Here is a 13,341-nt window from a genome sequence, read left to right as displayed (position 1 = left end):
TCCTGCTTTTCTGTGAAACAATACAGGCACTCACCGTGCTGGAGGTAAACGGGTTGTTCGAGACGCTGAAAGTGGAGCTGGAAGCGAAGTAATAAAGGCTTCTCCGGAAGCTCCTTCTTTAATTAAATGACTGCCTGAATTCGAGCGGCGACTGGTTAGTCTTTTGTTTAAACAGTTTGCTGAACGATTGAGGGTGTTCAAATCCCAGTTCATAGGCAATTTCACTGACCGACATATTGGTAGTGCTCAGGCGTTCTTTCGCAAATTCGATGAGGCGGTTCTGGATATGTTGCTGCGTTGTTTGCTGGGTATGCATCCGCAGCAGTTTTCCCAGGTAGCTGGGAGAGATGTTCATTTGCTCGGCAATTGTAGTAACGGTGGGAATGCCATTCCTCAGCATATCGCCATTCTCAAAATGCCTGTTCAGCACCTCTTCGAACTGGGAGATCAGTTCGTGCCCGGATTTCTTACGGGTAAGGAACTGTCTTTCATAAAACCTCTCAGAATAAATGAGCAGGAGTTCTATCTGCGCAATGATCAGCTCCTGGCTGAATTTATCGATATTCGACTGGTATTCCTTTTCTATATTCTGCAATATATCCACAATGATCTTTTCTTCTTTATCAGAAAGAAAAAGAGCTTCATTTACCGCGTACTGGAAAAAGTCGTACGATTTGATCTTTTTAGCCAGTGAGGTATTCCAGATAAAATCCGGGTGGATCAGCAACAGCCAGCCGGTGGGTTCTACCACTGCGTCAGGGTTGATCTCGACCCTCAGGAACTGGAGAGGCGAAATAAAAGTAAGTACGCCCGAATCGAAGTCGTAAGGTTGTTGCCCGTAGTTGAATTTAGCATTGACATTCCGCTTTAAGCCTACAGAATAGTAATTCTGTATCCATTTCATTTCGCTGTCGTTGATGGGATAAACTACCTTGCTGTAGTCTATCAGGCTGATCAGCGGGTGTTCTGGCTTCGGCAGGCCGCAGAAGCTGTGAAAATCGGATATTGAGTTAAAGCGGAATGTCTGGTTCATCATGCTAATTTACTTAATTATTTTTCCTTGTACAGGATCATACCGCCATGATACAGTATGCCGTCCCTGAATTCTCCATCTGCCGTAAAACCTGTATCATCTTTATAATCGATATGATTGCCGCTTACCTTGTAACTTCCCTGGTAAGCGCTTTTGCGGTTTCCCCTGGCTTCGTCGTAACGGTTGCCCGGCAGCAGTTCATGCCGTACATATCCATCGCGGGTTACCCACATGCCAAGGTATGCTTTGGTTTCTTCTATCGTCGGGTTCATAACTATATGGCTGTTGATACTGTGAGCGCTTTCCATTGTTCTACATCTTTGGCAATGAGCTCATTTTTCTTTTTATACATTTCATAAGCATCATTACCCAGGAAGAGGTGAACAGGTGGATTGTTTTCTTTACTGATGGCGATCAGCACATCGGCTGCTTTGTCGGGATCGTTGGCCTGGTTGCCATTGATATCGTCGAGGTGCGCCTGTTCCAGTTTCCGCGCCGCTTCATATTCGGCGATGGGTTGCTGAGGAGTTCTGATAGAACCCTGGTTGAGGAAATCTGTGCGGAAATAGCCAGGATACACTACAGTGGCTTTTACGCCAAATTCCCTGATCTCATCCGCCAGGCTTTCTGTAAAACCGGCCATCGCAAACTTGGTAGCGCAATAGACGCCCCAACCGGGGAAACCGCCAAAATAACCGCCTACCGAAGCAATGTTGAAAATATAACCGGATTGCTGTTTCCTGAGGTAAGGCATAACGTTCCTGATCACGTTCAGCACTCCAAAAACATTTACATCAAAATTGGTTCTCGCTTCTTCATCTGTCAGCTCTTCCAATGTACCGATCTGCCCGTAACCGGCATTGTTTACAACAACATCCAGCTGTCCAAAATGTGCAATGCTTTTTTCGATCGCTTTCTTTACGTCATCGTTATCCGTTAGTTTTACCTCGAGGGGTAAGAAGGTTTCTGAAGGCTGCCCGAGTTCCCCGATGAGGGACTGGGTATTACGCGTGGTTGCTGCAACACGGAAACCTTCTTTCAATAGTTTTTTTACCAGAGCAAGGCCCAAACCTTTTGAAGCGCCTGTTACTAACCATACTTTTTTTGTTTCCATCTTTTTTGTTTTTTGTTGATGATGCAAAGATGGTTAGGGCGCAGTTTTCCCACGTAGCCGTATCAGGAAATGATGTAGCTAAATCGGGAATCCGGTTTTTAATTGAAAGAATGCCGGTATTCGAGCGGGGATAGTTGTGTTTTTGTCTTGAATAGTTTGCTGAATGACTGCGGGTGCTCAAATCCCAGCTCATAGGCGATTTCGCTCACCGACAGGTCGGTGGACGAGAGCTTTTCCTTCGCTTTTTCTATGAGTTTTTCATGGATCAGCTGCTGGCTGTTCTGTCCTGTCAGCGCCCGGAGCATATCGCTCAAATAACGGGGCGAGAGGTTCACCTGCGAAGCCAGGTATTCTACTGTCGGCAAGCCGTTGGTCAGCGCTTTTGCGTCGTCAAAATAGGCTTCCAGCAGTTGCTCGATCCTGGCAAGCACATCATTGTTAACCGCTTTCCTGGTTATAAACTGGCGTTTATAGAAACGGTTGCTGTAGTTTAGCAATACTTCTAAATAAGATACCAGTACGTCCTGGCTGATCTCATCAATGGAGGTATTCAACTCCTCGCCGATATTCCCGAATAATCCCAGGATCACTTTTTTCTCTCTCTCCGACAGATGCAGGGCTTCATTCGTTTCGTACGAGAAGAAGCCATATTTTTTGATGGTCCTGCCCAGCGGGTAATTCATGATGAAGTCGGGATGGAACATCAAAGTATAGCCAGAGTATTTAGCCCCGGGGTCTGCATAGATCAGTTGATTGGGCGCTGTAAACATCATGCCTCCCTCGTTGAAATCATAATATCCCTGGCCATACCCTATCCTGCCCGTAGAGGAGTATTTATAGGAGATCTTATAGAAGTTGAGGAAGAAAGGATGATCCAGCATCTCGGCGCCGGCGTTCATCTGGCAGTTATCCGCCAGGCTGATCAAAGGATGCATGGGCTTCGGCAGCTGCAACATCGCGTGCAGCTCCGAAATTGTGGAAATCCGTAAAGGAGTTTTCTTTTCCATAATACAAAAATACAAAAACCTGGTGGCTGCTCCGGCACTTAATACCCGGGCAGCCACGCGGAAGGTCTATTCACCAAAAAACTGTTTTTTGAACATCGCCCTGAACGCTTCATCACCCATTTCCAGCCTTTGAGCGTAGAGCGCTTTAGCATCTTCGCCGGCCTGGTAGCGCAACTTGTTCCTGCCATCGGTGGCCGCTTCATAAACCACTGCGGCAATTTGTTCAGGAAAGGAGGCATGTTCCATTATATCGCCTACGCCGGCCATCATTGTTTGTACCATTTGCTCATAGGCCGGGCTGCTGGCCAGGTCCAGGGAGCGGCCGGTAAACTCGGTAGAAATACCGCCGGGAGACACTGTTTTGATACCTATTCCGAAAGGATCCAGTTCAAAAGCCAGGCTTTCGCTCCAGCCTTCCAAAGCCCATTTGGTAGCATGGTAGGTAGATCCCAGGGGAAAAGCTACCAGTCCGCCTATGGAAGTAGTGGTAATGAACAGGCCATTTTTCTTTTCCCTGAAATAAGGAATGAAAGCCTGGGTGACCCTGATCACGCCCAGCAGGTTCGTATTGAGCTGGCGGGTGATCTGCGCATCGGTCAGCGCTTCCAGGGGGCCTATCAATCCGTATCCCGCGTTATTGAACACAACATCTACTCCTTGAGCGATAGCTGCCCGGGAGGCCGACTCAATTTGTGATGGATCGGTTACATCCAGGGGCAATAAAGTTACATTGCCGAGGTTGTTCAGTTCTGTTTCCCTGGAAGGATCGCGCATGGTGGCAATCACTTTCCAGCCTTTGCTTTGAAATAGTTTGGCGGTTGCTTTACCCAAACCTGTTGACGCTCCTGTTATGAAAATTGTCTTTTGCATTTGTTGTTAATTTGATAACACAAAATTGCAATGGAACGGGAAGGGCCACGTAGCCAAATTGAGTTTGGTTGTAGTTAAAATGACGAAGCGCCTGTGGATAAGGATTTGAAGCGGAGATAAGCTTTAGCATTATATTTGCAAGCCATATTTTTTCTGACCCAAATCATAACGGAAATTTTAACCATGAAGAAACTATTACCGATCCTTTTGGCCATTGCATCCATTGGCCTTTTTTCATGCGGTAAAAGCAGCGACAACAAACCCGCCGGCGATGGATCTGCAAACTGGAAAATAGGCGATTATGCCTATACGCTGGGCAGTTCTACCCAGCAAACGTCCCAAAGCGGCAATAACGGCCTGCTGACAGTGATTGTTGGTACAACCGTAGGACAGGGCGGTGATTACGGGCCCTTTTCCGGAAGTTCGGTTACTGTTTCAGCAGCCTGGGAGAAGGTACTTATACCCTGGGCAGCACAGAAATGATGGTGGCTAATCCCGGTACCCGCATCCTGCACCTGGATTGCAATGTAGGTACTGCTGTCAACACCGGTTCTATCATGTACAGTTGCGTGAATAATGGCGGTACTGCGGATGTGACCAAGGGCAGCGACGGCAAGTATCATGTAACTGTGAAGAATGCTGTTACCCTGGTAAAGAACGTGACGGTAGGCGGGGGTATTCCATCTGCCAAAGATAATTACAGCTTTACAATGGAAAATATGCATTGATAGCAGGTTATCGAAAAAGAGGAAACCTCCCGGAGTAAAATACCCCGGGAGGTTTTTTGCTTATATAGTTATTTTACTGCGTTCCGGATCACTATTGCCGCCTGGGTAATGGATGTTTTTACCGCGGGTACGCCGGCGATGGGATTCAGCAAACCAAAATCGTGGATCAGGCCCTGGTAGCGGGTAAGCGTTACAGGTACGCCAGCTTCTTCCAGTTTGCGGGCATATGCTTCGCCTTCATCGCGCAATACGTCGTTTTCCGCTGTTTGTACCAGGGCAGGAGGGAGGCCAGCCAATTGTTCCAGGGTGGCATTGAGCGGAGAAGCATAGATCTCTTTACGTTGTTTCGGATCTTTGGTATAGTTATCCCAGAACCAGATCATCATATTGCGGCTGAGGAAACGTTCTTCAGCAAAGGCTTTGTAAGAACCGGTTTCAAAATTGGCATCTGTAACAGGCCAGAAGAGTACCTGTTGCCTGATAGCCGGGCTGCCTTTTTCTTTTGCCATTAAAGCTACTACCGCTGCCATATTGCCGCCTACGCTGTTGCCGGCTACAACCAGTTTACTTCCGTTCAGTCCAATTTCTTTACCATGCAATGCCACCCATTTGGTAGCGGCATATGCCTGGTTGATGGCAACAGGGTAATGCGCTTCGGGGGAAGGAGTGTAATCAGGGAAAACGGCGGCTACGCCACTTTCTACCACCAGGTCGCGTACCATTCGCCTGTGTGTGGGGTAATCGCCCAGCACCCATCCGCCGCCATGGAAAAACATAAATACCGGCAGTTCTCCTTTTACCCCTTTAGGTTTTACGATGTGGATCCTTACCGACTGTCCATCCTGGGTGATAGTTCTTTCACTTTCTTCAATTCCTGAATAATCTACTTTAACGGATTGCTGTAATCCTGATAACACTTGTCTTGCGGCTGCAGGACTCAGCTCTTCTACCGGCTTTCCGCCGCCGCTGTTCAGTTGGTGCAGGAAAGTTCTAACTGAGGTGAAGATAGCCGGATCATCGGCGGCATGTACCTGTTGAGCATTGGTGTTGTTAACCAAAGAAGCGGATAACATAAGAGCAGCTGTAGGAAGAATTGACTTTTTCATAAAAGGTTCCGTTTAACGTTAATTAAATAATAAGGTAGATGATATGAATGGTTGTTATTGTACTAATTTCGCCTGAAGGGTAATATTGAAATTGAAAGCCTGGCTGACAGGGCAGGTTTTTTCGGCATTGCGGGCAATTTCCTGGAATTGTTCTTCTGAGATCGCGGGAACTTTTGCGGTGAGTGTTAGCTCAGAGAGCGTGATCCTGCCGTTTTCCAGTGTTACTACGGAAGAAGTTTCCAGCGATTCGGGAACAAAACCGGCAGTTGTGAGGTCGAGGCTCAGTTTCATAGTGAAGCAGCCTGCATGGGCCGCTGCCAGCAGCTCTTCAGGGTTGGTGCCTATGCCGTCTGCAAAGCGGCTGTTGAAAGAATACTGTGTTTGGTTTAATACAGTGCTGCCGGTGGTAAGATGTCCGTTGCCGTTTTTAATGTCGCCGTTCCATACGGCCAATGCTTTGCGTTTCATATTGTTCGTTTTTGTGTTTGAGTGATTTGATAATGCAAAGCTAGGGCGTGGCGATTCCATCTTCAATATCAGAAGGTGGATTAAAATTGTACATTTTTCCCCCGAAGGGAAATTTATTCAGAAATGACCTCCCGGGTTCCGTTGTATTGTTTGCGGAAAGCTGCAGGCGTGGCGCCTATGCGGTTGGTAAAAAGGCGGTTGAAATAGGCGGGATCATCATATCCCAGGTTATAGGCTATTTCCTTGATGCTGAGAGAGGAATACACCAGCAGCCGTTTGGCTTCCAGGAGAATGCGGTCTTTAATGATATCGTTAGGTTGGCTCAGGTTCAGTTTATTGAATTTCTTGGATAGTGTTTTAGGGGCGATGGCCAGGAGATCGGCGTAGTCCATTACGCCGTGTTTTTCCCTGAAGTGGATGTCGACCAGGCGGCTGAAGTGGCGAAAGAACTCAATTTCCGCGCTGGGAGCAGATTCCAGGCTGCCAAGCTGTTGTTGTTTCCATAGCCTGGTAGCGCGGATGATCACCTGTTTTAAATAGGTGCGTATCATTTCTTCCCGGGTGCTTTCTTCTGAGTCCAGTTCTGCGCTGATCTCCCCGAATGCTTCCGTGACGATCTTGTCTTCCCGCGGCGGCAACTCCGTCATAGGTTGATTATAGATGTTGTTGAACAACAAACCATCGCAGGCTACTTCCTCGTCGTGGATCTGCACACAGTAGAAATCCCGGTTGTAGTAAATGAAATAGCCCGGCTGCTTCCCGGCTTTTTCTATCTGTATATGCTGGTTGAAGTGGATAAAGAACAAACTGGGCTGCGTGGTGGTAAATTGCCGGAAATCCACGGTCAGCGCATATCCTGCCGGCAGGTACAATACTTTGATATAAGGCTTATACTGTGCTGTATTTACATGATCCAGGGTTTGCTGGTTCAGCTGGATCATACCGAATTTCTTGTAGTTGGATTCGAATACCTGGTTTCTCATTCCCCGAAAGTTTAATCCCGGCCCGCAGGCCGGGTACCGCGAAGATATGAAAGAAAGCCTATTCGGCGGACCGGGCGGCTTTAACAGACGACAAACTCCTGGTATGCTCCAAATACTTCCTTACATTCAGTTCATGCGCTAACGGGTAGGTATATCCCAGCTTTTCCGCCAGGCGCGTACCATAGTAATGCACAACATCGGCAAAGGCAAACAGGGCGTTCCAGTTATCTTCCAGCCGGCTGCCGGAGAATGTTCTCTCTACCTGTTGCCATTGATCGGCAGACAAATATCTTTTAAAATACCGCCCATATTTGTTAGTGGTAATATTCCAGTTATGTTCACTGGCTATATACCATTCCAGTATCTGAACCAGGTAATCGATCCGCAGTATGCTTTCTGACATGAACTTGGCATAAAAGATCTCGTCCCTTGCCAGGCATTTGGCTACATAGGTGGTATCCCACCAGAAATCATTCATCACCTGGTTGTACTTTTTTTCAGTAGGTTTTTTGATGATAACCGACTGTCGGGTTGGAGGCTTCAGTTCCCTGGTCAAGCCATCTTTATCCAGCAATACTTTATAACCTACATCCCAGTCTTCATGTAGCTCATCCGCCTGTATATCTTCCAGGAATGTGGATCTTTTATAGAGTTTGAAATCCACTTTTACGTGGTCGTCATACAACACCATTTTCATAGCATGTTTGCCGTCAAAACAGGTTTCATCTTCTTCTACGGAAGAAATAGGCGTACCGAAGAGGGATAGCCACCGGTTATCTGAAACATAGGGATTGATATCTTCGAATACCAGTTCGATATCCAGGTCGCTGAAGTCGTCTACCCGTGCCAGTGGGTTCACCAATGAACTGGTAAGCAATGCCGCTCTTATATCTTCATTCTCCTGTGCCCAGTTGATGATCGCCTGTAATTTTTCGTCTCTTGCCTGCATTTTTTGCTATAAAATAATTATATAGATTAAGTAGTTGCCAGCAGGAAAATTTCCCCGCTTGCAGGGGCAAGCTGGTCTTCCCGGCCAGAAAAATATACGGTCTGCAGGTCGCGTGTCGACACGGTTTCCAGGTTCTTCAATCCTGTTTCTTTACCCAGTGCAATAATTTCGTCCGGGGAGAAGAAGCTGATAAAGGGTGTTCCCGCTTCCCTGGCGCCTTTAATTGCTATCTGTTGCAGGAATTGGTCTTCCTGGTCCATCAGTTCCAGGGGCAGGTAAAAAGTGATAGCCAGTTTGGAGCCGGGGGCCAGTGCAGATAATTGTTTAAGGGTGGAGGTAATGGCCTCTCTTGTTAAATAGAGTGTGACGCCAGTGCAAACTACAACGGCAGGCCGGTTCACATCAAATCCCGAAGCCAGGAGCGCATCCCACCAGGAGCTGGTTTCGAAATTAACGGAGACAAAATGCAGCCATTCCGGGATGCCATAGCCTGATTCGTTTAGCCGTTGCTGTTTCCAGGTCTGGGTGTCGGGTTGGTCAATTTCATATACCTGGAGTCGTGCTGCGATATCAGGCCGGCGTTGGGCGAAGGTGTCGAGCCCGGCGCCAAGTATCACGTATTGTGTGATGCCGCGTTCCTGTTCGGCGATGATCAGGTCTTCAATAAACCGGGCGCGTGCAACAATAGATGCTCTTAATCGCCTGGTAAACGAAGGGTCCATATCGGGTCGTTTCTGCCAGCCTTCGTCGGGCGCGATCAGTTGCAGTCCTACATTGTCTTCGATCACGTGCGGAGGCGCGTCGGCCAGCAGGTGCATGGCCCTCCACAATGCTGTTCTTACGGCGGTGTTATCTGGTTGTATATTACGTTGTTCCATGCAATTAAGTTACGCAGAATGACAGAAAAAATAATTTGGTTTATAACGTAAACTATATTTATATTTGTAACTGAACCCTAAAAGCTACTTCATGGAAGCAAATGAAATGAAGCTGGATCCGGAGCAAAGTCTGAGGATCATAACAGATACTATTGCAAAAACGAAAGACAATATCAGAGCGATGAGCAGTTGCTTTTTGCTTTGGGGCTGGCTGATAGCCGGGGCCAGTGTGTTGTTTTATGTTTTACATACGTTTACAGACTTCAGGTTGTATTTTATTCCCTTCCCGGTGGCCGTAGTCAGCGGGGGGGTCTGGACCCTCCGGTATTTCAGGGGAATGAAAGCCGGTACAGAAACCTGGTTGAACTGGTTCCTGAAGCAAATGTGGCTCACGATAGGGATTTGTTTCCTGTTGGTAGTGGCGATCAGTTTGCTGATGAAACAGGCGCCTTTTACGTATACCTTGTTGCTGGGCGGCATAGGCACGATGGTTTCCGGCCTGGTGATGCGTTTTAAACCGTTGATAGCAGGGGGCATATTATTCTTGTTGCTGGCGCTTGGCAGCGTGATGGTAAATGATGCGGCAAAGCCGCTGTTGCAGGGGATAGCAGTGTTAGGCGGCTACCTGGCGCCTGGTTATTTACTTAAATATTCAAAAACCGCATAAACGAAATGTATAATGGCTTAGATCCTGTGTTAAGCACGCCTGTGCGACTGGCTATCGTATCGGCATTGGTAAAGGTGAAGCAGGCGGATTTCAGTTACCTGATGGAGATCACACAAACTACCCAGGGAAATTTGAGCCAGCAGATCAGGAAGCTCAGTGAAGCTAAGTACATTGAAGTCATCAAAACATTTAAAGGCAACTATCCGCATACTATTTGCAAACTGACAGATAAGGGGCGTAAAGCTTTTGAGAAGTATGTGGAGGACATAAAAAAATACCTGCATTTATAGTGCAGATTTTTTTTACCTATTTAGTTTATAATATAAACTACATTAATGATAAAATGCTTATCCATTATCTAACCATAAACCAGTTTTATGTCTGTTTCTTCTATTTATTCGCCGTTTGATAAACACAGGGGCCCGCATCCCGGCATCCTGGCGATAGTACATGTTTCACTTTTTGCGGGCAGCCTGATGCTTCTTGGGATACTAACAAAAGGTATGGGATTCCCGAATCCTTTTGTGCCGCTGGCGGAGGCGCAGCATCGGCTGTTTACGTTTACAGATGCGACCCGGTATAGCGCCTTCCTGCAATTTGGCGCAGCCGTACCGCTGGGATTATTTACCGCTGCCGTTACCAGCAGGCTGAGTTTCCTGGGGGTAAATGTTACAGGAGTAAGCATCGCTTTATTTGGCGGTATAGCCGCATCAGTGTTTATGACCCTGTCGGCATTGTGTAGCTGGGTGCTGGTACAGCCTGGCGTAGCAGATGATCTGGCGACCATGCACGCTATCCAGTTATTTGGTTTTGCAACGGGAGGAGTGGCGCAGGTTGTAGCGTTGGGCCTACTGATGGCTGGTATTGCAGTTCCCTGTTTATTCGGAAAATACACTCCTAAATGGGTCGCCTGGTTAGGACTTATCCTGGCTGCCATCGCGGAACTCTCCACTTTAAGTTTATTGTTTCCACCGCTGATGATACTGTTGCCCGTTGCCCGCTTCGGTTCTTACATCTGGCTGATAGCTACCGGTTTTACCATCACTAAAAACAGACAATAGTATGAAAGACAAAGTAATTATGATCACCGGCGCCACCTCCGGTTTAGGGGCCGCCACGGCAAAGGCTTTGGCAGGCCTGGGCGCCAGGATTGTTTTTTGCGGAAGAAGAAAGAAGGAAGGAGAAGAAGTTGAAAAGGAAATCCGCTCAACAAACGGGGAAGCCACTTTTATACAGGCAGACGTAACAGACGAGAAACAGGTAGCGCAGGCGGTGAATACTGCTATCAAACTGTATGGCCGTTTGGATGCCGCTTTCAACAACGCCGGCGGCAATCATTATTTTTCACCGCTGGACGCTACTTCCGCGACGCAGTTCACGGATAGCATAAACGTTAATCTAACCGGGACTTTCTATGCACTGAAACATGAAATACAGGCTATGAAAGCAACCGGCGGAAGTATACTTAACACAGCCAGTACTGCCGGAGTAAAGGGAGTGGGAAAAGGTATAGCCGCTTACGTAGCTGCGAAGCATGGCGTGATTGGCCTAACCAAGGCTGCAGCACTCGAATATGCCGGCAACCAGGTAAGGGTGAACGCGCTCGTGATAAGCGCCCTGGCTACAGAGCAGTGGCTGGCTGGGATTAACAGAACTCCTGGGCTGCTGGAACAGATTGCAGCTACCATGCCGTTAGGCCGCGTGTCGACCGTTGAAGACATCGTGCCTTTTATTGGCTTCCTGTTATCCGATAACTCCAAGATGATCACCGGCGCCGCCCTGGCGATTGATGGCGGCATATCTGCCGGCTAGCTATTTAATAATTGGGAGTAAGGAATAATTGAATACTTTTGATGTTCTTAATCCCAATAACACAATGAGTATAGTTAAACAACCAGGGTTCCATCTAGCGGGAATCAAACTTAAAGGAAAAACCACTAATGCCAATGGTCAGTCAGCCATTGATTGCGGTAACCTGTGGCAGGAATTTCAACAGGGAAATTATGCAGCAAAAGTAAAAGAGAAAGCGGGGGAGGAAGTATATGCCGTATACTATGACTACGACAGTGATCATACTGCGCCTTACGCCTACTTCATCGGTAGCCGGGTAAATGATGAATCGGCCGTTCCCGAAGGCATGGAACATTTGTTTATCCCGGAAGGGGAATACAACAAATTAACAGCGCAGGGTAAAATGCCGGATTGCGTAGCAGATAAATGGCGTGAGATATGGAGTTCGGATATTTCCCGTGGTTACAAATTTGATTTTGAGGTGTATGATGCGAGAAGCTGGGATTGGGCGAATGCGACGGTGGATGTTTTTTTATCGATTTAGTTAGGAGTGGGGACGGCTCAATTGCTTATGAGCCGTCCTCTTGTTTTATTTTATAGGTTCATATTGAAGGCCATCCATTTGTTTATCCGTCAGGTAATAGGTAAGCGGTACCCCTGTAGCAATTTCTTTATCTATGATCTGTCCCGGCGTCAACTGATCGAGGAACATAACCAGCGAGCGAAGGCTATTGCCATGAGCGACGATCAATACATTTTTGCCTTCTTTCATATATGGTAAAATGGTATGTACAAAATAGGGGATCACCCTGTTGTAAGTATCTTTAAGGCTTTCGCCTCCCGGAGGGGCTACATCGAAAGATCTGCGCCAGATATGTACTTGTTCATCGCCATATTTCCTGGCAGTTTCAGCTTTATTGAGTCCTTCTAAATTGCCATATGAGCGTTCATTGAGTGCAGCATTTTTTATCACCGGGATCTGCTGGTCGTCGCAGGCTTTCAGTATAATATCCAGGGTATGTTGAGCTCGTACGAGAGTAGAAGTAAATGCGATATCGATGTGTTGGCCTTTCAATTCAATACCTGCTTTTTCGGCTTCTGCAATGCCTGTTGGCGTTAGGTCTATGTCTTTCCAGCCAGTGAAGCGGTTCTCCAGGTTCCAGAGTGACTGACCGTGACGGACGAGGAAGAGGGTTGATTGCATATGTTTTTTTTGTGGGATAACAGATGGGAGGGGGGATTGTTTGGTGAGCGCACTTTTTATTAGGCGTTTGGTGATACAATTAATATCATTTTTGTACCGGCTGCCGTTGTGATTATTGCGGTAATTGGTAGTATTACGATTAACATTTATCCAGCTTCGGGATGCCAGCGCCGGGAACGTTTTGTTTCAATCTTACCTGATAGGATTAACACGCTTCGTTTGCTGGCGTGTCCCCTGGTCGAGTATGTGTCATTTCAATCTAACTCTAATGCGATTAACACGTTGCAAATTGTTTGTTTAACAATTAAATTTAATTTTAATCTCACCCTAATACGATTAACACTTTCTACACAGCCAGACGTGCATTGCCTCTAACAGATTTCAATCTCACCCTAATACGATTAACACATTCTCTATCGCCCAATCATACACTCCCTTATTTAAATTTCAATCTCACCCTAATACGATTAACACTTGAGAATCTTAAACGCACAGGCGTCTTGCAAAGTAATTTCAATCTCACCTAATACGATTAACACACTT

Annotated in this window: 18 protein-coding genes; 7 read left to right on the top strand and 11 right to left on the bottom strand. The window is 47.0% G+C overall.

All coding sequences use genetic code 11. The features are described from left to right. Nucleotides 1-118: 118 nt before the first annotated feature. The 5 genes from BLV62_RS00090 to BLV62_RS00070 form a co-directional block, all read right to left on the bottom strand. Nucleotides 119-1,036, bottom strand: a complete 918-nt coding sequence (locus tag BLV62_RS00090; RefSeq protein ID WP_089757393.1) for a helix-turn-helix domain-containing protein — start codon at nt 1,034-1,036, stop codon at nt 119-121. A 14-nt stretch (nt 1,037-1,050) separates the two neighbouring features. Beyond that, complete coding sequence (locus BLV62_RS00085) at nt 1,051-1,305, bottom strand: Atu4866 domain-containing protein (RefSeq protein ID WP_089758143.1); 255 nt, start codon at nt 1,303-1,305, stop codon at nt 1,051-1,053. 2 nt (nt 1,306-1,307) lie between these two features. Then, nucleotides 1,308-2,147, bottom strand: coding sequence for an SDR family oxidoreductase (locus BLV62_RS00080; protein WP_089757392.1), 840 nt, complete (start codon nt 2,145-2,147; stop codon nt 1,308-1,310). A gap of 98 nt (nt 2,148-2,245) precedes the next feature. Beyond that, on the bottom strand, nt 2,246-3,154 hold the full coding sequence (locus BLV62_RS00075; RefSeq protein WP_089757391.1) for a helix-turn-helix domain-containing protein: 909 nt from the start codon (nt 3,152-3,154) through the stop codon (nt 2,246-2,248). Between the two features lie 66 nt (nt 3,155-3,220). Continuing rightward, nucleotides 3,221-4,024, bottom strand: coding sequence for an SDR family oxidoreductase (locus BLV62_RS00070; RefSeq protein ID WP_089757390.1), 804 nt, complete (start codon nt 4,022-4,024; stop codon nt 3,221-3,223). 183 nt (nt 4,025-4,207) lie between these two features. Here BLV62_RS00070 and BLV62_RS00065 point away from each other — a divergent pair, with 183 nt between their 5' ends. After that, nucleotides 4,208-4,507, top strand: a complete 300-nt coding sequence (locus BLV62_RS00065; RefSeq protein WP_089757389.1) for a hypothetical protein — start codon at nt 4,208-4,210, stop codon at nt 4,505-4,507. Next, nucleotides 4,504-4,752 (top strand): hypothetical protein, encoded by a 249-nt coding sequence (locus tag BLV62_RS00060; protein ID WP_089757388.1) that lies wholly within the window; start codon nt 4,504-4,506, stop codon nt 4,750-4,752. The genes BLV62_RS00065 and BLV62_RS00060 overlap by 4 nt, the downstream gene beginning before the upstream one ends. A 68-nt stretch (nt 4,753-4,820) precedes the next feature. Here BLV62_RS00060 and BLV62_RS00055 read toward each other — a convergent pair whose 3' ends face one another. The 5 genes from BLV62_RS00055 to BLV62_RS00035 all read right to left on the bottom strand — a co-directional run bounded on the left by BLV62_RS00055 (nt 4,821) and on the right by BLV62_RS00035 (nt 9,136). Next, nucleotides 4,821-5,858 carry an alpha/beta hydrolase gene (locus BLV62_RS00055; RefSeq protein WP_211117787.1) on the bottom strand — a complete coding sequence of 346 codons (1,038 nt, stop codon included), beginning with the start codon at nt 5,856-5,858 and terminating at the stop codon, nt 4,821-4,823. A gap of 54 nt (nt 5,859-5,912) precedes the next feature. Next, nucleotides 5,913-6,326 (bottom strand): OsmC family protein, encoded by a 414-nt coding sequence (locus BLV62_RS00050; RefSeq protein WP_089757386.1) that lies wholly within the window; start codon nt 6,324-6,326, stop codon nt 5,913-5,915. Between the two features lie 113 nt (nt 6,327-6,439). Beyond that, the gene (locus BLV62_RS00045) at nt 6,440-7,309 is read right to left on the bottom strand and encodes a helix-turn-helix domain-containing protein (RefSeq protein ID WP_089757385.1); all 870 of its coding nucleotides are present in this window, start codon (nt 7,307-7,309) and stop codon (nt 6,440-6,442) included. 58 nt (nt 7,310-7,367) lie between these two features. Continuing rightward, entirely contained in the window at nt 7,368-8,258 is an 891-nt protein-coding gene (locus BLV62_RS00040; protein ID WP_089757384.1) for an AadS family aminoglycoside 6-adenylyltransferase, read from the bottom strand. 26 nt (nt 8,259-8,284) lie between these two features. Next, on the bottom strand, nt 8,285-9,136 hold the full coding sequence (locus BLV62_RS00035) for a class I SAM-dependent methyltransferase (protein WP_089757383.1): 852 nt from the start codon (nt 9,134-9,136) through the stop codon (nt 8,285-8,287). 91 nt (nt 9,137-9,227) lie between these two features. Between BLV62_RS00035 and BLV62_RS00030 the strand changes: the two genes are divergently transcribed. The 5 genes from BLV62_RS00030 (at nt 9,228) to BLV62_RS00010 (ending at nt 12,138) form a co-directional block, all read left to right on the top strand. Continuing rightward, nucleotides 9,228-9,803, top strand: coding sequence for a hypothetical protein (locus tag BLV62_RS00030; RefSeq protein WP_089757382.1), 576 nt, complete (start codon nt 9,228-9,230; stop codon nt 9,801-9,803). A 5-nt stretch (nt 9,804-9,808) separates the two neighbouring features. Next, nucleotides 9,809-10,093, top strand: coding sequence for a winged helix-turn-helix domain-containing protein (locus tag BLV62_RS00025; RefSeq protein WP_089757381.1), 285 nt, complete (start codon nt 9,809-9,811; stop codon nt 10,091-10,093). 87 nt (nt 10,094-10,180) lie between these two features. Next, the gene (locus BLV62_RS00020; RefSeq protein ID WP_089757380.1) at nt 10,181-10,864 is read left to right on the top strand and encodes a hypothetical protein; all 684 of its coding nucleotides are present in this window, start codon (nt 10,181-10,183) and stop codon (nt 10,862-10,864) included. 1 nt (nt 10,865) lies between these two features. Continuing rightward, nucleotides 10,866-11,615 carry an SDR family NAD(P)-dependent oxidoreductase gene (locus BLV62_RS00015; RefSeq protein WP_089757379.1) on the top strand — a complete coding sequence of 250 codons (750 nt, stop codon included), beginning with the start codon at nt 10,866-10,868 and terminating at the stop codon, nt 11,613-11,615. A 64-nt stretch (nt 11,616-11,679) separates the two neighbouring features. Further along, the gene (locus BLV62_RS00010; protein WP_089757378.1) at nt 11,680-12,138 is read left to right on the top strand and encodes a GyrI-like domain-containing protein; all 459 of its coding nucleotides are present in this window, start codon (nt 11,680-11,682) and stop codon (nt 12,136-12,138) included. 45 nt (nt 12,139-12,183) lie between these two features. Here the strand turns inward: BLV62_RS00010 and BLV62_RS00005 are convergent, their stop codons facing one another. Beyond that, nucleotides 12,184-12,798 (bottom strand): 2,3-bisphosphoglycerate-dependent phosphoglycerate mutase, encoded by a 615-nt coding sequence (locus BLV62_RS00005; protein ID WP_089757377.1) that lies wholly within the window; start codon nt 12,796-12,798, stop codon nt 12,184-12,186. Nucleotides 12,799-13,341 lie beyond the last annotated feature (543 nt).

The organism is Chitinophaga terrae (ex Kim and Jung 2007) (assembly GCF_900107795.1).
Lineage (GTDB): Bacteria > Bacteroidota > Bacteroidia > Chitinophagales > Chitinophagaceae > Chitinophaga > Chitinophaga terrae.
The sequence above is the reverse complement of the archived record's forward strand: the minus strand, read 5'-3'. Positions and strand labels throughout refer to the sequence as shown.

What these genes read in the sequence shown, in the direction of transcription:
- BLV62_RS00020 (WP_089757380.1), top strand. Translation starts at nt 10,181, where the DNA reads ATGTCTGTTTCTTCTATTTATTCGCCGTTTGATAAACACAGGGGCCCG.
- BLV62_RS00070 (WP_089757390.1), bottom strand. Translation starts at nt 4,024, where the DNA reads ATGCAAAAGACAATTTTCATAACAGGAGCGTCAACAGGTTTGGGTAAA.
- BLV62_RS00090 (WP_089757393.1), bottom strand. Translation starts at nt 1,036, where the DNA reads ATGATGAACCAGACATTCCGCTTTAACTCAATATCCGATTTTCACAGC.
- BLV62_RS00005 (WP_089757377.1), bottom strand. Translation starts at nt 12,798, where the DNA reads ATGCAATCAACCCTCTTCCTCGTCCGTCACGGTCAGTCACTCTGGAAC.
- BLV62_RS00065 (WP_089757389.1), top strand. Translation starts at nt 4,208, where the DNA reads ATGAAGAAACTATTACCGATCCTTTTGGCCATTGCATCCATTGGCCTT.
- BLV62_RS00040 (WP_089757384.1), bottom strand. Translation starts at nt 8,258, where the DNA reads ATGCAGGCAAGAGACGAAAAATTACAGGCGATCATCAACTGGGCACAG.
- BLV62_RS00080 (WP_089757392.1), bottom strand. Translation starts at nt 2,147, where the DNA reads ATGGAAACAAAAAAAGTATGGTTAGTAACAGGCGCTTCAAAAGGTTTG.
- BLV62_RS00050 (WP_089757386.1), bottom strand. Translation starts at nt 6,326, where the DNA reads ATGAAACGCAAAGCATTGGCCGTATGGAACGGCGACATTAAAAACGGC.
- BLV62_RS00035 (WP_089757383.1), bottom strand. Translation starts at nt 9,136, where the DNA reads ATGGAACAACGTAATATACAACCAGATAACACCGCCGTAAGAACAGCA.
- BLV62_RS00075 (WP_089757391.1), bottom strand. Translation starts at nt 3,154, where the DNA reads ATGGAAAAGAAAACTCCTTTACGGATTTCCACAATTTCGGAGCTGCAC.
- BLV62_RS00045 (WP_089757385.1), bottom strand. Translation starts at nt 7,309, where the DNA reads ATGAGAAACCAGGTATTCGAATCCAACTACAAGAAATTCGGTATGATC.
- BLV62_RS00025 (WP_089757381.1), top strand. Translation starts at nt 9,809, where the DNA reads ATGTATAATGGCTTAGATCCTGTGTTAAGCACGCCTGTGCGACTGGCT.
- BLV62_RS00010 (WP_089757378.1), top strand. Translation starts at nt 11,680, where the DNA reads ATGAGTATAGTTAAACAACCAGGGTTCCATCTAGCGGGAATCAAACTT.
- BLV62_RS00060 (WP_089757388.1), top strand. Translation starts at nt 4,504, where the DNA reads ATGATGGTGGCTAATCCCGGTACCCGCATCCTGCACCTGGATTGCAAT.
- BLV62_RS00085 (WP_089758143.1), bottom strand. Translation starts at nt 1,305, where the DNA reads ATGAACCCGACGATAGAAGAAACCAAAGCATACCTTGGCATGTGGGTA.
- BLV62_RS00055 (WP_211117787.1), bottom strand. Translation starts at nt 5,858, where the DNA reads ATGAAAAAGTCAATTCTTCCTACAGCTGCTCTTATGTTATCCGCTTCT.
- BLV62_RS00015 (WP_089757379.1), top strand. Translation starts at nt 10,866, where the DNA reads ATGAAAGACAAAGTAATTATGATCACCGGCGCCACCTCCGGTTTAGGG.
- BLV62_RS00030 (WP_089757382.1), top strand. Translation starts at nt 9,228, where the DNA reads ATGGAAGCAAATGAAATGAAGCTGGATCCGGAGCAAAGTCTGAGGATC.